Raw genomic sequence first — 17,567 nt, 5'->3', positions numbered from 1 at the left:
GGGCCGAGATGCGCACCGACATGGGCCGCGCCTGCGGCCAGACCTCGCGCATGGCGGCAAACACCTCCAGCGGGTAGCGCAGGCGGTTGTCCAGCGTGCCGCCATACTCGTCCTCGCGCCGGTTGGTCAGCGGCGAGATGAAGCTGGAGAGCAGATAGCCATGGGCACAGTGCAGCTCCAGCCAGTCGAAACCGGCGGCGGCGGCACGCCGGGTCGCGGCCACGAAGTCGGCCTTGACGCGGTCCATGTCCTCGCGCGTCATCGCCCGCGAGACCTGGCTCACGCCCGGCAGGTACTGCTGGGGCGAGGCCGAGATCAGCGGCCAGTTCCCATGCTCCAGCGGCTGGTCTATGCCCTCCCAGGCCACGCGGGTGGAACCCTTGGGCCCGGCGTGGCCCAGCTGCAGGGCGATCTTGGCCGTGCTGTGCGCATGCACATGGTCCACGATGCGCTTCCAGGCGGCGGTCTGGGCCTCGTTCCACAAGCCCGGGCAGCCGGGCGTGATGCGCGCCTCGGGCGAGGTGCAGCTCATCTCGGCAAACACCAGGCCGGCGCCGCCGGCGGCACGCGCGCCCAGATGCATCAGGTGATAGTCGCCGGGCAGGCCGTCCTGGCAGCTGTACTGCGCCATGGGCGAGACCACCACGCGGTTCTTGAGCCGCAGGCCGCGCAGGCTGAAGGGCGTGAACATGGGCGGCACGGCCTGCTGGCCATCCAGGCCGCTGCGCTGGGCCAGCCAGCGCTCATAGTCCTCCACATAGCGCTTGTCGCGCAGGCGCAGGTTCTCGTGCGAGATGCGCTGCGAGCGCGTCAGCAGGGAGTAGGCGAACTGCTCGGGCGCCAGGCGGGCATGGCGCTCCACGTTTTCGAACCACTCGGTGCTGTTGCGCGCGGCGTTCTGGATGCGCAGCACCTCGATGCTGCGGCTGGCCTGGTAGGCGGCGAGCGCCTGGTCCAAATCGCCCGCGGCAGCCTGGATATCGCGGGCCAGGGCGATGGCGTCTTCCAGCGCCAGCTTGGTGCCGGAGCCGATGGAGAAATGCGCGGTGTGGGCCGCGTCACCCATCAGCACCACGGGCACGCCGTCCTCGGCGCGGCGATGCACCCAGGTCTTGCAGACCACGCGCGGGAAGCGAATCCACTGGGCCGAGCCGCGCAGATGCGAGGCATTGGAGATGAGCTTGTGGCCGTCCAACACCTCGGCAAAGAGACGCTCGCAAAACGCAATGCCCTCCTCCTTGCTCATCTGCTCCAGACCCGCGGCCTGCCAAACGGGCTCGGGCGCTTCCACGATGAAGGTGGAATGCGTGGCATCGAAGCGGTAGGCATGGGCCTGAAACCAGCCCCAGGGCGTTTTCTGGAAGTCGAAGGTGAAGGCGTCGAAGAGCTTGCTCGTGCCCAGCCAGACGAAGCGGCAGCGGCGCAGATCGATATCGGGCTGGTAGGTGGCGGCGTACTTCTGGCGCACGCGGCTGTTCAGACCATCGGCCGCAATGATGAGGTCGGCGTCCTGCACCGCGCCGTCGTCCGGCACGTCCGCCTCGTAGCGCAGCTCCACGCCCAGGGCCTCGCAGCGGGACTGCAGGATGTTCAGCAGCTTCTTGCGACCGATGCCGCAAAAGCCATGGCCGCCCGAGACCATGCGCCGGCCTTCGATGTGCACGGCGATATCGTCCCAGTGGTTGAAGGCATCCAGGATCTCGGCCGCGGTCTCGGGGTCGGCCTCGCGCAGCGCGGCCAGGGTCTGGTCGGAGAAGACCACGCCCCAGCCAAAGGTGTCGCCCGCGCGGTTGCGCTCCAGCACGGTCACCCGGTGGGCCGGGTTCTGCTTCTTCATCAGCAGCGCGAAATACAGGCCGGCGGGACCGCCGCCGATACAGGTGATGCGCATGATGGGCGTCGCCTTGCTTGAGCCGGGATGCAGGCAACTTTAGGCATCGATAGTTTAGGCGTCAAGCAATTTACCCATGACCCGGACCTGGGACTTACCCCCGTGGCCATGCGCTGTGCAGGGCCTTGCGCGACTCTTGTGTAAATCCTCGCGCCTTGTTGGAATTAACCGACACCACGCTTTTTCAAGCCTTGTTAAGGTGCGCGCCGCCCGGGCAAAAGCGCCGGGCACAAGGAGTAGCAGCACGATGAAACGCCTCTGGGATATCTCGCCCCTGGTGGCTCCCGACGCGCCGATCTTTCCCGGCGACGAGCCCTATGCCCTGCGCTGGACCGCAAGGCTGTCGCCGGACTGCCCGGTCAATCTCTCGGCCCTGACGATGTCGCCCCATGTGGGCGCGCATGCCGATGCGCCCCTGCATTACGCCAATGGCGTGGCCAGCGCCGCCGAGGTGGATCTGCACGCCTACCTCGGCCCCTGCCGCGTGATCCATGCCATCGGCTGCGGCGCACTGATCCGCATCGAGCATCTGGCCCATGCGGCGGCCGATCTGCCCGAGCGCGTGCTGGTGCGCTGCATGCAGCGCGCCGACACGGTCTGGAACCCCGACTTCACGGCCTATGCCCCCGAGACCGTGGCCTGGCTGGCCGAGCGCGGCGTGCGCCTGATCGGCCTGGACACCCCCTCGGTGGACCCGGCCAGCAGCAAGACCTTGGACAGCCACCAGCAGCTGCTGCGCCTGAACCTGCGCGTGCTGGAGAACCTGGTACTGGACGACGTACCCGAGGGCGATTACGAGCTGATCGCCCTGCCCCTGAAACTGGCCGGTGCCTGCGCCTCCCCGGTGCGCGCCGTGCTGCGATCCCTTTGATGGAGTGAGCATGAAGACGAGAGACGACGCCCTGGCCCGCGACGCGGCCGACCCGCTGCGCGGCCTCAAGGCCCAGTTCGATCTGCCGCCGGGCACGATCTATCTGGACGGCAATTCCCTGGGCGTGCTGCCCAAGGCCACGGCCGCACGCGTGCAGGAAGTGATCACCCAGGAATGGGGCCGCGACCTGATCAAGGCCTGGAACACGGCCGACTGGATGCACCTGCCCGAGCGCGTGGGCGACAAGATCGCACGCCTGGTGGGCGCGGCGCCCGGCGAGCTGGTGGTGGCCGACTCCACCTCGCTCAATCTCTACAAGGTGCTGGCCGCGGCCCTGGAGATCACCAAGACCGACGCCCCGCAGCGCCGCCTGATCGTGTCCGAGCGCAGCAACTTCCCCACCGATCTCTACATCGCCGAGAGCCTGTGCCGCCAGCACGGCTTCACGCTCAAGCTGGTGGACGGCGTGGACGAGATCCCCGCCGCACTCAATGCCGAGCTGGCCGTGCTGATGCTCACCGAGGTGAACTACCGCACGGGCTACAAGCACGATATGAAGGCGCTGACCGCCGCGGCGCATGCCGCGGGCGCGCTCACCGTCTGGGACCTGGCCCACTCGGCCGGCGCCGTGCCGGTGGACCTCAAGGGCGCGAATGCCGACTTCGCCATCGGCTGCGGCTACAAATACCTCAACGGCGGCCCGGGCGCGCCGGCCTTTGTCTGGGTGCACCCGCGCCATGCCGACCGCTTCTGGCAACCGCTCTCGGGCTGGATGGGCCATGCCGCGCCCTTCCAGTTCACGCCGGACTACCGGCCCGCGCCGGGCGTGCGCCGCTATGTCTGCGGCACGCCCTCGGTGATCGCCACCTCGGCCCTGGAATGCGGGGTGGACACGGTGCTGGCCGCCGAGCCCCTGGGCGGCATGAGCGCGCTGCGCGAGAAGTCCCTGGCCCTGACCGAGGCCTTTGCCGCCCTGGCCGAGGCGCGCTGCGCCGAGCTGGGCGTCTATGTGGTCTCGCCGCGCGAGCCCGCCCAGCGCGGCAGCCAGGTGTGCCTGGCGCTCAAGGCCCCGCTGCAGGAGGCCGGCTATGCCGTGGTGCAGGCCCTGACCGCACGCGGCGTGATCGGCGACTACCGCGCCGGCGATCCGGCCCGCCTGGACGCCATGCCCCATATCCTGCGCTTCGGCTTCACCCCGCTGTACATCGGCTTTGCCGAGGTCTGGGACGCCGTGGAGCACCTGCACCAGGTGCTGGCCAGCGGCGAGTGGCGCGAAGCCCGCTTCAACCAGAAGGCGGCCGTGACATGACTTGCCCCATCCACCACACCGAAAACATCGTCCGCGAAGAGAAGGCTCAGCTCGACTTCTCCAAGGACATGAGCTACGGCGACTATCTGCACCTGGACCAGGTGCTCAGCGCCCAGCACCCGCTCTCGCCCGAGCACAACGAGATGCTCTTCATCGTCCAGCACCAGACCTCGGAGCTGTGGATGAAGCTGATGCTGCACGAGCTGCAGGCCGCCGTGGCCAAGGTAGCGGCCGACGAGCTGCCCGAGGCCTTCAAGATGCTGGCCCGGGTCTCGCGCATCATGGAGCAGCTGGTGCACGCCTGGGACGTGCTGGGCACCATGACCCCGCCCGAGTACAGCGCACTGCGGCCCTATCTGGCCAATAGCAGCGGCTTCCAGAGCGCGCAGTACCGCCGCATCGAGTTCATGCTGGGCAACAAGAACCCGGCCATGCTCAAGCCCCATGCCCACCGGCCCGATCTGCTGGCCCAGGTGCAGACGGCCTTCGAGGCGCCCTCGCTCTATGACGAGGTGCTGCGCCTGATGGCGCGGCGCGGCATCGCCATGCCCGCCAGCCACACCCAGCGCGACTGGACACAGGCCTATGCCGCCGATGAGGGCGTCAAGCAGGCCTGGCTGCAGGTCTACCGCGCGCCGCGCGAGCACTGGGACCTCTACCAGATGGGCGAAGAGCTGGTGGACCTGGAAGATGCCTTCCGGCTCTGGCGCTTCCGCCATGTCACCACGGTGGAGCGCGTGATCGGCTTCAAGCGCGGCACCGGCGGCACCGGCGGCGTCAGCTATCTGCGCAAGATGCTGGACGTGGTGCTCTTCCCCGAGCTCTGGGCCCTGCGCACCGAGCTTTAAACGCCGAACGCCCCGCGGCGGCGGAGTGCGGGGCGGGCTTCTACAATCTCGCCACCGCTTGATCCACAGCAAGCGCCGCGCGCCCACACGGCCCGCGGCGTTCCTATTTCCGGAGACGCCCGACCATGGATACCCGTACCGCCCCCCAGGCCCTGCGCATCGAGCGCGTTCGCGACGCGCTGCGTGCACAAGGCGCCCACGCCGCCCTGGTCCCTTCGGCCGATCCGCACCTCTCCGAATATCTGCCCGAGCGCTGGCAGGGCCGCCAGTGGCTCTCGGGCTTCACCGGCTCGGCCGGCACCCTGGTCGTGACCCTGGAGCGCGCCGCCGTGTTTGCCGACAGCCGCTACTGGTCGCAGGCCGAGCATGAGCTGGCCGGCACCGGCATCGAGCTGGTCAAGGTCAACACCGGCGCGGCCAGCCATTACATCGACTGGATCCTGGCCCAGCTGGTCGCCGGCCAGACCCTGGCCGTGGACGGCCAGGTGCTGGGCCTGGCCCTGGCACAGCAGCTGCGTGCCGCCTTGGCGCCAGCCGGTCTCAAGCTGCGCAGCGATCTGGACGTGGTGCAGGCGGCTTGGGACGAACGCCCTGCCCTGCCCGCGGCCCCGGTCTATGAGCATCTGCCGCCCGAGGCTGCCGTCAGCCGGGCCGACAAGCTGGCCCAGGTGCGCGCCGCCATGGCTACGCGCGGTGCCAGCCACCACTTCATCTCCACCGTGGACGATGTGGCCTGGCTGCTGAATCTGCGCGGCGCCGATGTGGACTACAACCCCGTCTTCATGGCTCATCTGCTGCTGGATGCCCAAAGCGCCACGCTCTTTGTGGGCGCCGGCAAGGTGGACGCGGCCCTCAGCGAGCGCCTCGCGGCCGACGGCGTGAAGCTGGCCAGCTATGAGCAGGCGGCCGCGGCCCTGGCGGCTCTGCCGGCCGAGGCGCATCTGCTGCTGGACCCCAAGCGCGTGACCCTGGGTCTGCGCGAGGCCGCTCCCGCCTCCGTGAGCATCATCGAGGCCATCAACCCCAGCACCCTGGCCAAGAGCCGCAAGACAGCCGAGGAAGCCGCCTTTGTGCGCCAGGCCATGGAGCAGGACGGCGCCGCCATGTGCGAGTTCTACGCCCGCTTCGAAGCCGCTCTGGCCCGCGGTGAGCGCCTGAGCGAGCTGACGGTGGATGAATGGCTCACCGCCGCGCGTGCCCAGCGCCCCGGCTTCAAGGGCCTGAGCTTCCCCACCATCGCCGGCTTCAACGCCAATGGCGCGATGCCGCACTACCGGGCCACGCCCGAGTCCTACGCCCAGATCGAGGGCAACGGCCTGCTGCTGATCGACTCCGGCGCGCAGTTCCTGGGCGGCACCACCGACATCACCCGGGTCTGGCCCATCGGCCAGGTCAGCGAGGCGCAAAAGCGCGACTACACCCTGGTGCTCAAGGGCATGATCAATCTAAGCCGCGCCGTCTTCCCGCGCGGCACGCTCAGCCCCATGCTGGATGCCCTGGCCCGCGTGCCGCTGTGGCAGCACGGCCTGGACTACGGCCATGGCACCGGCCATGGCGTGGGCTATTTCATCAATGTGCACGAGGGCCCGCAGAGCATCTCCAAGGCCGTGCCGGATGCGAATATGGCCATGGAGCCTGGCATGATCACCTCCAACGAACCCGGCCTCTACCGCCCGGGCCAGTGGGGCGTGCGCATCGAGAACCTGATCCTCAATGTGGCGCACGAGACGCCCGAGAACGGTCAGTTCGGCGAGATGCTGGCCTTCGAGACCCTGACCCTGTGCCCCATCGACACCCGCTGCATCACGCGCGGTCTGCTCAATGCCGAGGAAGTGGACTGGCTCAACCGCTACCACGCCGAGGTGCGCCGCCGCCTGGCCCCGCTGCTGAGCGGCGCGGCCCTGGACTGGCTGACCCAGCGTACCGAGGCGCTGGTCTGATCGTCCTGCGCCGGCTGGCGAAGCCGAGCGCAAGAGCCTAGACTCTGTACAGGATGGACACGGGGCGGCATGGCGCCGCCCCCGTCACATCCCTACGGAGGCTCAAATGCGGCAGTCCAGCAAGCGAGTGGTCCCGGCCATGCCCGGCGCTTCTTCCCAGCCTCCAGCCCCGCCGCCGCTTCTCTTCTCCCACGGCTTCTCCGAGGACGGCTTGCATCGCGGCCTGCTGATCATCCTGCTGGCGCTGGCCGCGCTGGCCACGGTGGAGGCGCTCAACACCCGGGTGGCCGTCTGGCTGCTGGAACCGGTGCTGGTTCAGGTGCCCGCAGTGCGCTGAAGCCGCTCGGTCCGAGGGCGAACGCCGAACCGGCTACATCTGCCGGAACAGATGCAGATAGCTGCGGCTGACCGGCAGGATTTCGGGGCGGCCGCGCAGGTGCAGATCCGCGGTTTCATTGGGCCCTCGGGTCACGTGGCTGATCGCGTGCAGATTCACGACCACCGAGCGGTGCACCTGGGCAAAGGTCTGGGGATCGAGTTGCTCGATCAACTCGCGGATGGGGGTGCGGATCAGGGCTTCACCTTCCTGCCAGACCACCAGGGTGTATTTTTCATCTGAGCGCATGAAGATGACCTGGTCCACCGGGATCAGCTTCAATGTCGAACCTACCGATGCCCTGAGCCACTGCAAATAGGCAGGCTGGCTCGGCGGCGGCGCTGCCGCAGGCACCATGCGCAGGCGCTGATCCAGCTGCGCCAGGGCAGCCTCCATCGCCGCCTCCAGCGCCGCGCCGCCTAGCGTGTTCCCCGAATGGCGGGCCAAGCGCTCTTGAAGGCGCTGCACCGTGTCCTGCAGGCGAGCGGGCTCCACCGGCTTGACTAGGTAGTCCAGGGCCCCTTGCTCAAAGGCCTGCACCGCATACTGCTCATAGGCCGTCACAAAGACCAGCTGCGCCCGCCGTGCCAGCTGGCGCGCTGCCTCCACACCGCTCAGGCCCGGCATATGCACGTCCAGAAACACGATCTGCGGCTGCAGTTGCTCAAACAGCTCCACGGCTTCACGTCCGTTGCGCGCCCGGGCCACCACACGCAACTCGGGCCAGACCTGAGCCAGGGCACGCTCGAGGCTGTCTCGCAGCAGGGGCTCATCATCGGCAATCAGTGCTGTGGGGGCGACATTCAAGTTCATGGCTGAAATTCGATCTCGGCGCGAAGGCCATGCGGAAGATTTTCCGTCAGGTCCAGGCGTGCGGAGCTGCCGAAGGCCAGTTGCAGACGCTCACGCAGATTGCGCAAGCCCGTACCGCTGCTGCCGACCGAAGCGCTGGTGTCGCTCAGCCCTATCCCGCTATCGCTCACCCACAGCCTCACAGGTCCGTCGCCCCCCTCGCGCCGCCCGCCCAGCTCGATGACACCGCCCTCCTCGCTCGGGTCGATACCGTGACGCACCGCGTTCTCCACCAGCGTCAGCAGGGCCATGGGCGGAAAGCGAAGGGTCTGCAACGCGGCCGGCACCTCGATGCGGTAAGCCAGACGGTCCGGCATGCGCAGATGCATGAGCTCCAGGTAAGCGCGCACCAGGCTCAGCTCGTCGCCCAGGCTGGCACTCTGATCTTGAAGACGCGGCATGGCCGCGCGCAGATAGGCAATCAAGCTGCCCAGCACCGGCGCCGCCTGCGGGGATCCGGTCTCGACCAGGGCGCGGACATTGGCCAGGGTGTTGAATAGAAAGTGCGGCTCCACCTGCGCCTGTACCAGGCGCAAGCGAGCATCCAGGGCGCGGCGCTCCAGCTCGCTGCGCTCCAGCTCAAAGTGAAGCGCCTGGCTGCGCGCTTCGGCATCCCGCTGACGGTAGAGCGCCCCCATGGCCAGCAAAGGGCCGATCAAGAGGCCCGATCCGGCGATCCACATAAAACCGAGCAGTCGCCCCTCGCTGCGCAAGAGACTGGAGAAATCCCCGCCCACCGACACCAGATAGACCAGACGCGTGCCGGCCGGAACCGCCGCCACCACCACCACCCCCTGGAAGAACCAGCGCGCCAGCCAACGCGGCAGACGCCGCGGCCACTGCCCGGCTGCGGCAAAAGCCAGCAGGCTGAGCAAGCCCACGAAGAGCGTGCGCCCCAGCAACACGGGGGTAGGCGTGATGAAGATGGGGGCCAGCAGCAGGGCCGCGATCACGGCCAGGCCCAGGGCGACGGCAATGCGCCCGGGCGTCAGCGTGGCGACGAAAGCCTGCCAGGCCTCGCGATGGCTGGGCAAGGGAGAGCCGCGGGATGGAGATGGCGCCGCTAGGAACATGCCGGCACGATAGCGTGCCCGGACGCAGCACTCCAAGCCCGTACCGGGTGTGGCGCGACGAACGACGGAATCGCGACCCTCAGCGGCGGGCCGGCGCTGGCACCCGAGACCGGCTCAAGGCCTCTTGGAACCGCACATCACCACATCACGGCCGGCGCTGATGGCAAAGCGCAGCGCCTCGGCTGGTGATGCCCAGCCATAGCCGCCGGCCAAGTTTTCGTCCCTGAACATCTCCTGCCGACCGGCGCCTCCACCGCTGCGCAAGCGCATCACCACCACCGCGGCCACATAACCAAAGCTGCGCGGTCGCTCCATGGCGCCGGCGTAGATGCGGAAATCCCCGGCGTCGACTTCTTCGAAATGCATGCTGCGCTCCTTGGCCGCCTGCGGCCGACTGCTTGACTGCGCTGCAACTATGGCCGCCACGCAGCGCCAGCGCCATACAACCGAAGAGGGCCCTCCAATGGGGGGCGCCCGCTCAGGCCCCGCTCAACCGAGGCGCAGCAGGGGCTGCTTCCAGAGCCGGCGCATCGCTCTGGTCCTTGAGCGCCACCCCGGTCTGGCCCAGGCGCCGCGCCTCGCGCAGCAGCCACAGCAGCTTGCGCGCAGCCTCGGTGGGCGCCAGACCCTCGGCCCGCACATTGGAGATGCAGTTGCGCTCGGCATCGCTGCGCCCGCGGCGCGGCGCCCAGGTCAGGTAAAGGCCCAGGCTGTCGGGCGAGCTCAGACCGGGGCGCTCACCGATGAGCATCAGCACCGCCTGGGCGCGCAGGCGCTCGCCGATCTCGTCGCCCAGGGCCACCCGGGCCTGGCGGGCGATCAGCACCGGCCCCAGGCGCAGGCCCGGCCCGGCACGCTCGCGCAGCGCGGCCAGCACGGCGGGCGCATGGCGTTGCACGGCCAGGGCCGAGAGCCCGTCGGCCAGCACCGGCAGCAGCTCGATCTCGCCCCACCGGCCGCAGGCGGCGTCCAGGGCCGCGGCGCTCTCGGGCGACAGACGCCGCCCCAGATCGGGGCGCATCAGGTAGCGAGCGCGGTCGGGGGCGGCGCTGTGCAGGCTCAGGGTCTCCCAGCCCTGCCCCGCCAGCTCGGCCTGCAGCGCTGCCTCGTCCAGGCCCAGGTGCACCGCATCGCGGGCCAGGGCATGGTCCACGCCAAAGGCCAGCACATCGCGGCTGCGCTGGGCGGCGCCGCTGCGGCCCAGGGCGATACGGGCCCGGGTGAGCGCGCGCAGATCGGCCCAGGCGGCGTCGCTGTGGGCGGGCAGTTCGGTGGGATCGTCGCTCATGCCAGCAGGGGCTGGCGCAGCCGCGCCAGCGCCGGATGTTGCGGGCCCACCGGCAGCAGGCGGCCCTGCGCGTCCACCACCCCCAGGCCCTCCAGCCAGGCCTGGAACTCGGGCGCGCGCCGCAGGCCCAGGGTTTCGCGCAGATAGAGCGCGTCGTGGAAGGAGCTGCTCTGGTAGTTCAGCATGATGTCGTCGGCCCCGGGCACGCCCATCACGAAGTTCACGCCGGCCACGCCCAGCAGGGTGAGCAGATTGTCCATATCGTCCTGGTCGGCCTCGGCATGGTTGGTGTAGCAGACATCGCAGCCCATGGGCAGGCCCAGCAGCTTGCCGCAGCAATGGTCTTCCAGGCCGGCCCGCAGGATCTGCTTGCCGTCGAACAGGTATTCGGGGCCGATAAAGCCCACCACCGTGTTGGTGAGCAGGGGCTTGAAGGCGCGCGCCACCGCGTAGGCTCGCGCCTCGCAGGTCTGCTGGTCCAGGCCGTGGTGGGCACCGGCCGAGAGCGCACTGCCCTGCCCGGTCTCGAAGTACATGAGGTTCTCGCCCAGACTGCCACGCCCCTGGGCCAGGGCCGCGGCCTGGGCCTCGCGCAGCAGGGCCAGATCGATGCCGAAGCTGCGGTTGGCGGCCTCGGTGCCGGCAATGGACTGGAACACCAGATCCACCGGCACGCCGCGCTCGATCAGGGCCAGGGTATTGCTCACATGGGTGAGCACGCTGGCCTGGGTGGGCGCGCCCAGCTGCGTGATCAGCTGGTCCAGCAGGCGCAGCAGCCCCTCCAGCTGGACCAGGCTGTCGCTCACCGGGTTGATGCCGATGACCGCGTCGCCCGCGCCGTAAAGCAGGCCGTCCACGATGGCGGCGGCAATGCCGCGCGCATCGTCGGTGGGATGGTTGGGCTGCAGGCGCACCGCCAGATGGCCGGGCAGGCCCAGGGTGTTGCGAAAGCGGGTGACCACCCGGCATTTGCGCGCCACCGCGATCAGGTCCTGGTTGCGCATCAGCTTGGAGACGGCCGCCACCATCTCGGGCGTGAGCCCCGGGGCCAGGGCGGCGAGCGCGGCGCTGTCGGCGGCGTCCGACAGCAGCCAGTCGCGGAAGTCGCCCACGCTGAGATGGGCCACCGCAGCGAAGGCCGCCGCGTCATGCGTGTCCAGGATGAGGCGCGTGACCTCGTCGGCCTCGTAAGGCACCAGGGCCTCGTTCAGAAAGGCCTTGAGCGGCAGCTCGGCCAGGGTCAGGCGGGCGGCCATGCGCTCGGTGGCGCTGCCCGCGGCCAGGCCGACCAGCTGGTCGCCCGAGCGCAGAGGGCTGGCCCGGGCCAGCAGGCTGCGCAGATCCTCGAAGTGCCAGAGCATGCCGCCCAGAAGCTGTCGATACGCCATGCAGCCAGCCTAGCGAATCGCGTGCCAGGGCGCTACCGTGCCGCCCCGCACAGGGGTGCAAAGCCTCAGGCCAGGCGCAGGGCCATGATGCCGGCCAGGATCACGCCGGTGCCGGCCGCGCGCTGCCAGCCAAAGCGCTCGCCCAGCAGCAGGCTGCCGATCAGGGCCGCGAAGAGCACCGAGGTCTCGCGCAGGGCCGCCACCGTGGCCACGGGCGCATGCATCATGGCCCATAGCGCAATGCCGTAGCTGCCTAGGGAGGCGGCCGTGCCGCCCGCCGCAGGTTTCCAGCGCGCCGCCATATAGGCCCGCACCTCGGCCAGGCGATCCCGGCGCTGCCACAGCACCAGGCTGAGGTAAGGCACACCATCCAGCAGGAAGAGCGCCGCCACATAGGAGGCGGCCTCGCCATTGGCACGCACGCCCAGGCCGTCCACCACGGTGTAGGCGGCGATGAAGACGGCATTGATCAGGGCGTAGCGCATGGCCTTGCGCCGGCGCAACTCGTCGCCACCGGCCGATCCCGCCTGGGCTAGGCCCAGGGTCAGCACGCCCAGGCTGATGGTCAGCACACCCACCCAGGCCAGGGTGGAGAGCTGCTCGCCCAGCAGGGCATGGCTGCCCAAGGCCACCAGCAGGGGCGCGCTGCCGCGCATCAGCGGATAGGTAAGGCCCAGATCGCCATGCTTGTAGGCCCCAGCCAGGGCCGTGTAGTAGCCGATGTGGATCAGGGTGGACGTGATCACATAGGGCCAGGCCGCCGCCTGGGGCAGACCGGTGAGCAGCAGCAGGGGCAGGGCCAGCACGGTGCCCAGGCCGTGGATCAGAGCGGTGTTGAGCGCCTTGTCGGGTGCGGACTTGATCAGCGCGTTCCAGCTGGCATGCAGCAGTGCCCCCAGGAGTACGGCAGCAAGTACGGGCAGGCTGATGTCCACGGCCGAGCGTCTCAGGCGCTTGTCAAACGCTTGCGGGTGCGCTCGCGGCTGTTCATCACATGCTCGAACATGGCCTGGCCCGCCGCCTCGGCATCGCCCGAGGCGATGGCCTTGACGATCTGGCGGTGTTCGCGGGCGTAGATGGCCATGGATTCATGGCTCAGGTTCTGGCGCCGGAACATGGTCAGCTCCTTGGTGAGCTTGCGGTAGACGGCGCAGAGCTTGGCATTGCCGGCCAGCTCTAGCAGGCGGTCGTGGAAGGCCAGATTGGTCTCGTGGAACAGCGCCGCGTCGTCGCTCTTGGCGGCCTGATCCATGGTGTCGGCCATGCGGCGCAGCTCGCGGATCTCGGGCGCGCCCAGGGTCTGGGCCAGCTTGCGGCCCACATACTGGTCCATCATCGCGCGCAGCTCGAAGATCTCCAGCGCCTCCTCCAGCGACACGGCGCGCACGAAGACGCCGCGGTTCTTCTCGGTGCGCACCAGGCCTGCCTCTTCCAGCATGCGAAAGGCCTCGCGCACCGGCGCGCGGGACACACCCAGCTGCTCGGCCAGCAGCTGCTCGGTGAGCTTGTCGCCGCCCTTGAGGGCGCCGGACAGGATCTGCTCTTCGATATGCGCCTGCACCAGATTGGCGAGGGAATTGCACTGCAGCTGTGCGATCAGGGGCTGGATCTGACGAGGGCTGTTCATGGCGGACTCCAGTGTATAGACCCGACTACAGATTGTCGACAATCGACAACATTCAACCTACAAAAACCCTTGGCCTCGATCTTGCATTGCCTGTGTGACATGGGTTTGTCATCAGCCATAGCCATAAATGCGACTGTTCGTTCACCAAGGAGCTCATGATGAGGTTCACGTTCCACAAGAAGTTCATGGTCGCCCTGCTGGGCAGCCTCTGCGCCGCCAGCGCACTGGCCAGTGACAAGGTTCAGCTGACCGTCTACACGGCGCTGGAGACCGACCAGCTCAAGGCCTACCAGACGGCCTTCAACCAGGTGCATCCCGATGTGGACATCAAGTGGGTGCGCGACTCCACCGGCGTGATCACCGCCAAGCTGCTGGCCGAGCAGGCCAATCCGCAGGCCGACGTGGTCTGGGGCGTGGCCGCCTCCAGCCTGGCCCTGCTGCAGAACAAGGGCATGCTGGAACCCTACGCGCCGCTGAATCTGGACGCGATCATGCCCCAGTACCGCGACAAGGCCGCCACGCCCGCCTGGTGGGGCATGAATGTGTTCGGCGCCACGGTGTGCTTCAACACCGTGGAGGCCAAGAAGCGCAACATCCCCCTGCCCACCAGCTGGAAGGACCTGCTCAAGCCCGAATTCAAGGGTCAGGTCGTGATGCCCAACCCTGCCTCCTCCGGCACCGGCTACTTCGACGTGGTGGCCTGGCTCAAGCTCTGGGGTGACGACAACGGCCAGGGCGGCGGCTGGAAGTACATGGACGCGCTGCATCAGAACATCGCCCAGTACACCCACTCCGGCTCCAAGCCCTGCAATATGGCCGCCGCCGGCGAGTATGTGGCGGGCATTTCCTTCGAGTACCGCGGCCACACCAACAAGGCCAAGGGCGCGCCCATCGAGCTGGTCTTCCCCAAGGAGGGCCTGGGCTGGGACCTGGAGGCCTTCGCCATCCACAAGGGCACGAAGAAGATCGCAGCCGCCAAGAAGCTGGCCGATTGGGCTTCCAGCAAGGACGCCATGAAGCTCTATGGCAAGAACTTCGCCATCACCGCCCAACCCGGCGTGGCCCCCAAGCTGCCCAATATCCCGGCCGACTATGAGTCGCGCTTGGTGAAGCTGGACTTCAACGAGTCGGCCACCGCTCGCGAGCGTGTGCTCGCCGAGTGGACCCGCCGCTACGACGGCAAGAGCGAGAAGCGCAAGTAAGTCCGGCGCACTCCAGAACGGCAGGTCCACCATGAGCGTCTCCACCCCCTATCTGGAGCTGCAGGACCTGGGCAAGCGCTTCGGCGCTTTCCAGGCCCTCAGCGAGATCCAGCTGAGCATCCAGCGCGGCGAGTTCATCTGCTTTCTCGGCCCCTCGGGCTGCGGCAAGACCACCTTGCTGCGCATCATCGCGGGCCTGGAGCAGCAGAGCTGCGGCCGCCTGATCCAGGCCGGCCGTGACATCTCGCGCGAGCCGCCCGCCGGCCGCGACTACGGCATCGTCTTCCAGTCCTACGCCCTGTTCCCCAATCTCACGATTGCGGAGAACGTGGCCTATGGCCTCAAGGGCCAGACCCGGACCTGGCGGCGCGCCCGCGTCGAGGAGCTGCTGGACCTGGTGGGGCTCTCGGGCACCGGCGCCAAGTACCCGGCCCAGATGTCGGGCGGCCAGCAGCAGCGCGTGGCCCTGGCACGGGCCCTGGCCACGGCGCCGGGGCTGCTGCTGCTGGATGAGCCGCTCTCGGCCCTGGACGCCCTGGTGCGCGTGCATCTGCGCAACGAGATCCGCGCCCTGCAGCAGCGCCTGGGCGTGACCACCATCATGGTGACCCATGACCAGGAGGAAGCACTGGCCGTGGCCGACCGCATCGTGGTGATGAATGCCGGGCGCATCGAGCAGGTGGGCACGCCGCTCGAGATCTACCGCCAGCCCGCCTCGGCCTTCGTGGCCGACTTCGTGGGCAAGGTCAACCGTCTGGAGGCCGTGTCCGAGGGCGATCACTGGGTGCGCTGCGGCAGCAAGCGCTGGTACTGCCCGCCGGGCGCCAGCGGGCATGACGCCGATAACGCAGCGGCCTTCCGCCCCGGCGCCCGCCTCTCGCTCTATCTGCGCCCCGAGGACCGCATGATCGAGCAGCACCTGCCCGACGACCATCCCGGCCTGTGTTGGGGCAAGGTGCAGCAGGTGGAGTTCCTGGGCGGCAACTGCCTGGCCCGCATCGCCATCGAGGGCCTGGACAACCAGCCGGTGGACCTGCAGTTCTCCCTCAACCAGATGGACGAGTTCGGTGTGGCCGCCGGCCGGCAGCTGCGCTTTGCCCTGCGCACCGACCGGTTGCGCGTCTTCCCCGCCGCCGGCAGCGCATCGTGAGCAGCTCTCCAACCTCCTCCCTCAGCATGCCCATCGCCTCCCGCCCCCTCGGTCCGCAAGACGGCGCCGCGCTGGCCGCGCCGCGCCAGAAGGTGCCGCTGGCCGAGCGCCTGGCCCAGCTGGGCCTGCTGGGCCTGTGCGCCCTGCTGCTGCTGGGACTGGGCGGGCCGCTGGCGGCCTTGCTGGCCCAGGCCTTCAGCCATGGCGGCCAGGCTGGACCAGGCGGTGCCTTCGCCCATTTCTGGGCCTATCTGGCCTCGCCGGGCCTGCTGTCCAGCCTGTGGAACAGCCTCTGGGTCTCGGTGATGGTCACCCTCATCGTGCTGCCCCTGGCCTTTGTCTTCGCCTACGGGCTCACGCGCAGCGCCATGCCGGCCAAGGGCCTCTTGCGCAGCATCAGCCTGCTGCCCCTGCTGGCCCCTTCCCTGCTCTCGGCCATCTCCCTGATCTACTGGTTCGGCAACCAGGGCGTGGCCAAGGGCTTGTTGCAGGCCCTGGGCTTCGAGAGCATCTACGGTGCGCCGGGCCTGGTGCTGGCGCAATGCTTCGCGGTCTTCCCCCATGTGCTGATGGTGCTGGTCACGGCACTGAGCCTGGCCGACGCGCGCCTGTACGAAAGCGCCGAGGCCATGGGCGCCTCGGCTTGGCGCAAGTTCATCACCATCACCCTGCCCGGCGCCAAGTACGGCCTGGTCTCGGCTGCCCTGCTGAGCTTCACCCTGGTGATCACGGACTTCGGCGTGCCCAAGGTGATCGGCGGCGACTTCAATGTGCTGGCCACCGATGTGTTCAAGCTCGTGATCGGCCAGCAGGACTTCCAGCGCGGCGCCGTGGTGGCCCTGCTGCTGCTCACGCCCGCCGCCCTGAGCTTTGGCGTGGACCACTGGCTGCAGCGCCGCCAGACCGCCATGCTGGGCGCCCGCGCCGTGGCCCTGGTGCCCAAGCGCTCACGGGGCTTCGACGCCCTGATGCTGGCCTTCTGCGCCCTGATCGCGGCCCTGATGCTGGCCATGTTCCTGATGGCGGTCTATGCCTCCTTCGTCAAGCTCTGGCCCTACAACCTGAGCCTCAGCCTGGACCACTATGTGGTGGGCATCGTGGACGCGGAGCTGGGCGATGCCCTGATCAACAGCCTGAAGTTGGCGGCCGGCAGCGCCCTGCTGGGCCCGCTGCTGATCTTCCTGGGCGCCTATCTGCTGGAGAAGACCCGCGGCCTGGCCCCGCTGCGCAGCCTGCTGCGCCTGCTGGCCAGCCTGCCCATGGCCGTGCCCGGCCTGGTGCTGGGCCTGGGCTATATCTTCTTCTTCAACGCGCCGGCCAACCCGCTGAACTTCCTCTACCAGAGCGGCGCCCTGCTGGTGCTGTGCACCGTGGTGCACTTCTACACCACGGGTCATATGACCATGGTCACCGCGCTCAAGGCCCTGGACCCCGAGTTCGAGGCCGTCTCGGCCTCGCTCAAGGTGCCTTTCTACAAAACCTTGTGGCGCGTCACCCTGCCCATCTGCCTACCCACCCTGATCGAGGTCTCGCGCTACTTCTTCGTCAACGCCATGACCACGGTCTCGGCCGTGGTCTTCCTCTACTCGCCCGACACCAAGCTGGCCTCGGTGGCCATCCTGAACCTGGACGAGGCCGGCGAGATCGGCGCAGCCACCGCCATGGCGGTGCTCATCGTCGGCGTCTCGCTGGCGGTGAACTGCCTCTATCTGCTGCTGGGCCGCTGGGCCCAGCAGCAGATAGAGGCAGTTC

The 17,567-nt window shown here is 68.6% G+C and carries 16 protein-coding genes; 8 read left to right on the top strand and 8 right to left on the bottom strand.

Features of this window, described 5'->3' with window-relative positions; translation table 11 throughout:
• The coding region (locus tag ACK5F2_RS05310; protein WP_409863309.1) for a bifunctional salicylyl-CoA 5-hydroxylase/oxidoreductase at nt 1-1,891 on the bottom strand (1,891 nt) is incomplete at its 3' end.
• A gap of 247 nt (nt 1,892-2,138) precedes the next feature.
• Between ACK5F2_RS05310 and kynB the strand changes: the two genes are divergently transcribed.
• The 5 genes from kynB to ACK5F2_RS05285 all read left to right on the top strand — a co-directional run bounded on the left by kynB (nt 2,139) and on the right by ACK5F2_RS05285 (nt 7,196).
• A complete protein-coding gene (gene kynB / locus ACK5F2_RS05305; RefSeq protein WP_409863307.1) occupies nt 2,139-2,762 on the top strand; it encodes an arylformamidase in 624 nt (207 codons plus the stop codon).
• A 10-nt stretch (nt 2,763-2,772) separates the two neighbouring features.
• Entirely contained in the window at nt 2,773-4,071 is a 1,299-nt protein-coding gene (gene kynU, locus ACK5F2_RS05300; protein WP_409863306.1) for a kynureninase, read from the top strand.
• Entirely contained in the window at nt 4,068-4,919 is an 852-nt protein-coding gene (gene kynA, locus ACK5F2_RS05295; protein WP_409863304.1) for a tryptophan 2,3-dioxygenase, read from the top strand. The genes kynU and kynA overlap by 4 nt, the downstream gene beginning before the upstream one ends.
• A gap of 125 nt (nt 4,920-5,044) precedes the next feature.
• Entirely contained in the window at nt 5,045-6,859 is a 1,815-nt protein-coding gene (locus ACK5F2_RS05290; RefSeq protein ID WP_409863303.1) for an aminopeptidase P family protein, read from the top strand.
• Nucleotides 6,860-6,998: 139 nt separating this feature from the next.
• Nucleotides 6,999-7,196: a hypothetical protein gene (locus ACK5F2_RS05285; RefSeq protein WP_409863302.1), complete on the top strand. Its 198-nt coding sequence runs from the start codon at nt 6,999-7,001 to the stop codon at nt 7,194-7,196.
• Nucleotides 7,197-7,229: 33 nt separating this feature from the next.
• Here ACK5F2_RS05285 and ACK5F2_RS05280 read toward each other — a convergent pair whose 3' ends face one another.
• The 7 genes from ACK5F2_RS05280 to ACK5F2_RS05250 form a co-directional block, all read right to left on the bottom strand.
• The gene (locus tag ACK5F2_RS05280; protein WP_409863300.1) at nt 7,230-8,048 is read right to left on the bottom strand and encodes a LytR/AlgR family response regulator transcription factor; all 819 of its coding nucleotides are present in this window, start codon (nt 8,046-8,048) and stop codon (nt 7,230-7,232) included.
• Nucleotides 8,045-9,121: a sensor histidine kinase gene (locus ACK5F2_RS05275; protein WP_409863299.1), complete on the bottom strand. Its 1,077-nt coding sequence runs from the start codon at nt 9,119-9,121 to the stop codon at nt 8,045-8,047. The genes ACK5F2_RS05280 and ACK5F2_RS05275 overlap by 4 nt, the downstream gene beginning before the upstream one ends.
• Before the next feature lie 153 nt (nt 9,122-9,274).
• Nucleotides 9,275-9,526 carry a hypothetical protein gene (locus tag ACK5F2_RS05270; protein WP_409863297.1) on the bottom strand — a complete coding sequence of 84 codons (252 nt, stop codon included), beginning with the start codon at nt 9,524-9,526 and terminating at the stop codon, nt 9,275-9,277.
• 112 nt (nt 9,527-9,638) lie between these two features.
• The gene (gene eutC / locus ACK5F2_RS05265; protein ID WP_409863296.1) at nt 9,639-10,448 is read right to left on the bottom strand and encodes an ethanolamine ammonia-lyase subunit EutC; all 810 of its coding nucleotides are present in this window, start codon (nt 10,446-10,448) and stop codon (nt 9,639-9,641) included.
• On the bottom strand, nt 10,445-11,836 hold the full coding sequence (locus ACK5F2_RS05260; RefSeq protein WP_409863294.1) for an ethanolamine ammonia-lyase subunit EutB: 1,392 nt from the start codon (nt 11,834-11,836) through the stop codon (nt 10,445-10,447). The genes eutC and ACK5F2_RS05260 overlap by 4 nt, the downstream gene beginning before the upstream one ends.
• A gap of 65 nt (nt 11,837-11,901) precedes the next feature.
• A complete protein-coding gene (locus ACK5F2_RS05255) occupies nt 11,902-12,771 on the bottom strand; it encodes an EamA family transporter (protein WP_409863293.1) in 870 nt (289 codons plus the stop codon).
• A gap of 11 nt (nt 12,772-12,782) precedes the next feature.
• The gene (locus ACK5F2_RS05250) at nt 12,783-13,463 is read right to left on the bottom strand and encodes a phosphonate utilization associated transcriptional regulator (protein WP_409863291.1); all 681 of its coding nucleotides are present in this window, start codon (nt 13,461-13,463) and stop codon (nt 12,783-12,785) included.
• A 158-nt stretch (nt 13,464-13,621) separates the two neighbouring features.
• On the opposite strand from ACK5F2_RS05250, the gene ACK5F2_RS05245 reads away from it, so the two are divergent.
• From ACK5F2_RS05245 to ACK5F2_RS05235, 3 genes are all read left to right on the top strand, one after another.
• Nucleotides 13,622-14,665, top strand: a complete 1,044-nt coding sequence (locus ACK5F2_RS05245; RefSeq protein ID WP_409863289.1) for a putative 2-aminoethylphosphonate ABC transporter substrate-binding protein — start codon at nt 13,622-13,624, stop codon at nt 14,663-14,665.
• A 31-nt stretch (nt 14,666-14,696) separates the two neighbouring features.
• Nucleotides 14,697-15,815: a putative 2-aminoethylphosphonate ABC transporter ATP-binding protein gene (locus ACK5F2_RS05240; protein ID WP_409863288.1), complete on the top strand. Its 1,119-nt coding sequence runs from the start codon at nt 14,697-14,699 to the stop codon at nt 15,813-15,815.
• Nucleotides 15,816-15,841: 26 nt separating this feature from the next.
• The coding region (locus ACK5F2_RS05235; protein ID WP_409863287.1) for a putative 2-aminoethylphosphonate ABC transporter permease subunit at nt 15,842-17,567 on the top strand (1,726 nt) is incomplete at its 3' end.

The organism is Roseateles sp. (assembly GCF_046300915.1).
In the GTDB taxonomy this organism is placed as follows: Bacteria; Pseudomonadota; Gammaproteobacteria; order Burkholderiales; family Burkholderiaceae_C; genus Kinneretia.
Note: the sequence above shows the minus strand (reverse complement) of the source record. Positions and strands in the feature narration are given on the sequence as shown.

What these genes read in the sequence shown, in the direction of transcription:
- kynB (WP_409863307.1), top strand. Translation starts at nt 2,139, where the DNA reads ATGAAACGCCTCTGGGATATCTCGCCCCTGGTGGCTCCCGACGCGCCG.
- kynU (WP_409863306.1), top strand. Translation starts at nt 2,773, where the DNA reads ATGAAGACGAGAGACGACGCCCTGGCCCGCGACGCGGCCGACCCGCTG.
- kynA (WP_409863304.1), top strand. Translation starts at nt 4,068, where the DNA reads ATGACTTGCCCCATCCACCACACCGAAAACATCGTCCGCGAAGAGAAG.
- ACK5F2_RS05290 (WP_409863303.1), top strand. Translation starts at nt 5,045, where the DNA reads ATGGATACCCGTACCGCCCCCCAGGCCCTGCGCATCGAGCGCGTTCGC.
- ACK5F2_RS05285 (WP_409863302.1), top strand. Translation starts at nt 6,999, where the DNA reads ATGCCCGGCGCTTCTTCCCAGCCTCCAGCCCCGCCGCCGCTTCTCTTC.
- ACK5F2_RS05280 (WP_409863300.1), bottom strand. Translation starts at nt 8,048, where the DNA reads ATGAACTTGAATGTCGCCCCCACAGCACTGATTGCCGATGATGAGCCC.
- ACK5F2_RS05270 (WP_409863297.1), bottom strand. Translation starts at nt 9,526, where the DNA reads ATGCATTTCGAAGAAGTCGACGCCGGGGATTTCCGCATCTACGCCGGC.
- eutC (WP_409863296.1), bottom strand. Translation starts at nt 10,448, where the DNA reads ATGAGCGACGATCCCACCGAACTGCCCGCCCACAGCGACGCCGCCTGG.
- ACK5F2_RS05260 (WP_409863294.1), bottom strand. Translation starts at nt 11,836, where the DNA reads ATGGCGTATCGACAGCTTCTGGGCGGCATGCTCTGGCACTTCGAGGAT.
- ACK5F2_RS05250 (WP_409863291.1), bottom strand. Translation starts at nt 13,463, where the DNA reads ATGAACAGCCCTCGTCAGATCCAGCCCCTGATCGCACAGCTGCAGTGC.
- ACK5F2_RS05245 (WP_409863289.1), top strand. Translation starts at nt 13,622, where the DNA reads ATGAGGTTCACGTTCCACAAGAAGTTCATGGTCGCCCTGCTGGGCAGC.
- ACK5F2_RS05240 (WP_409863288.1), top strand. Translation starts at nt 14,697, where the DNA reads ATGAGCGTCTCCACCCCCTATCTGGAGCTGCAGGACCTGGGCAAGCGC.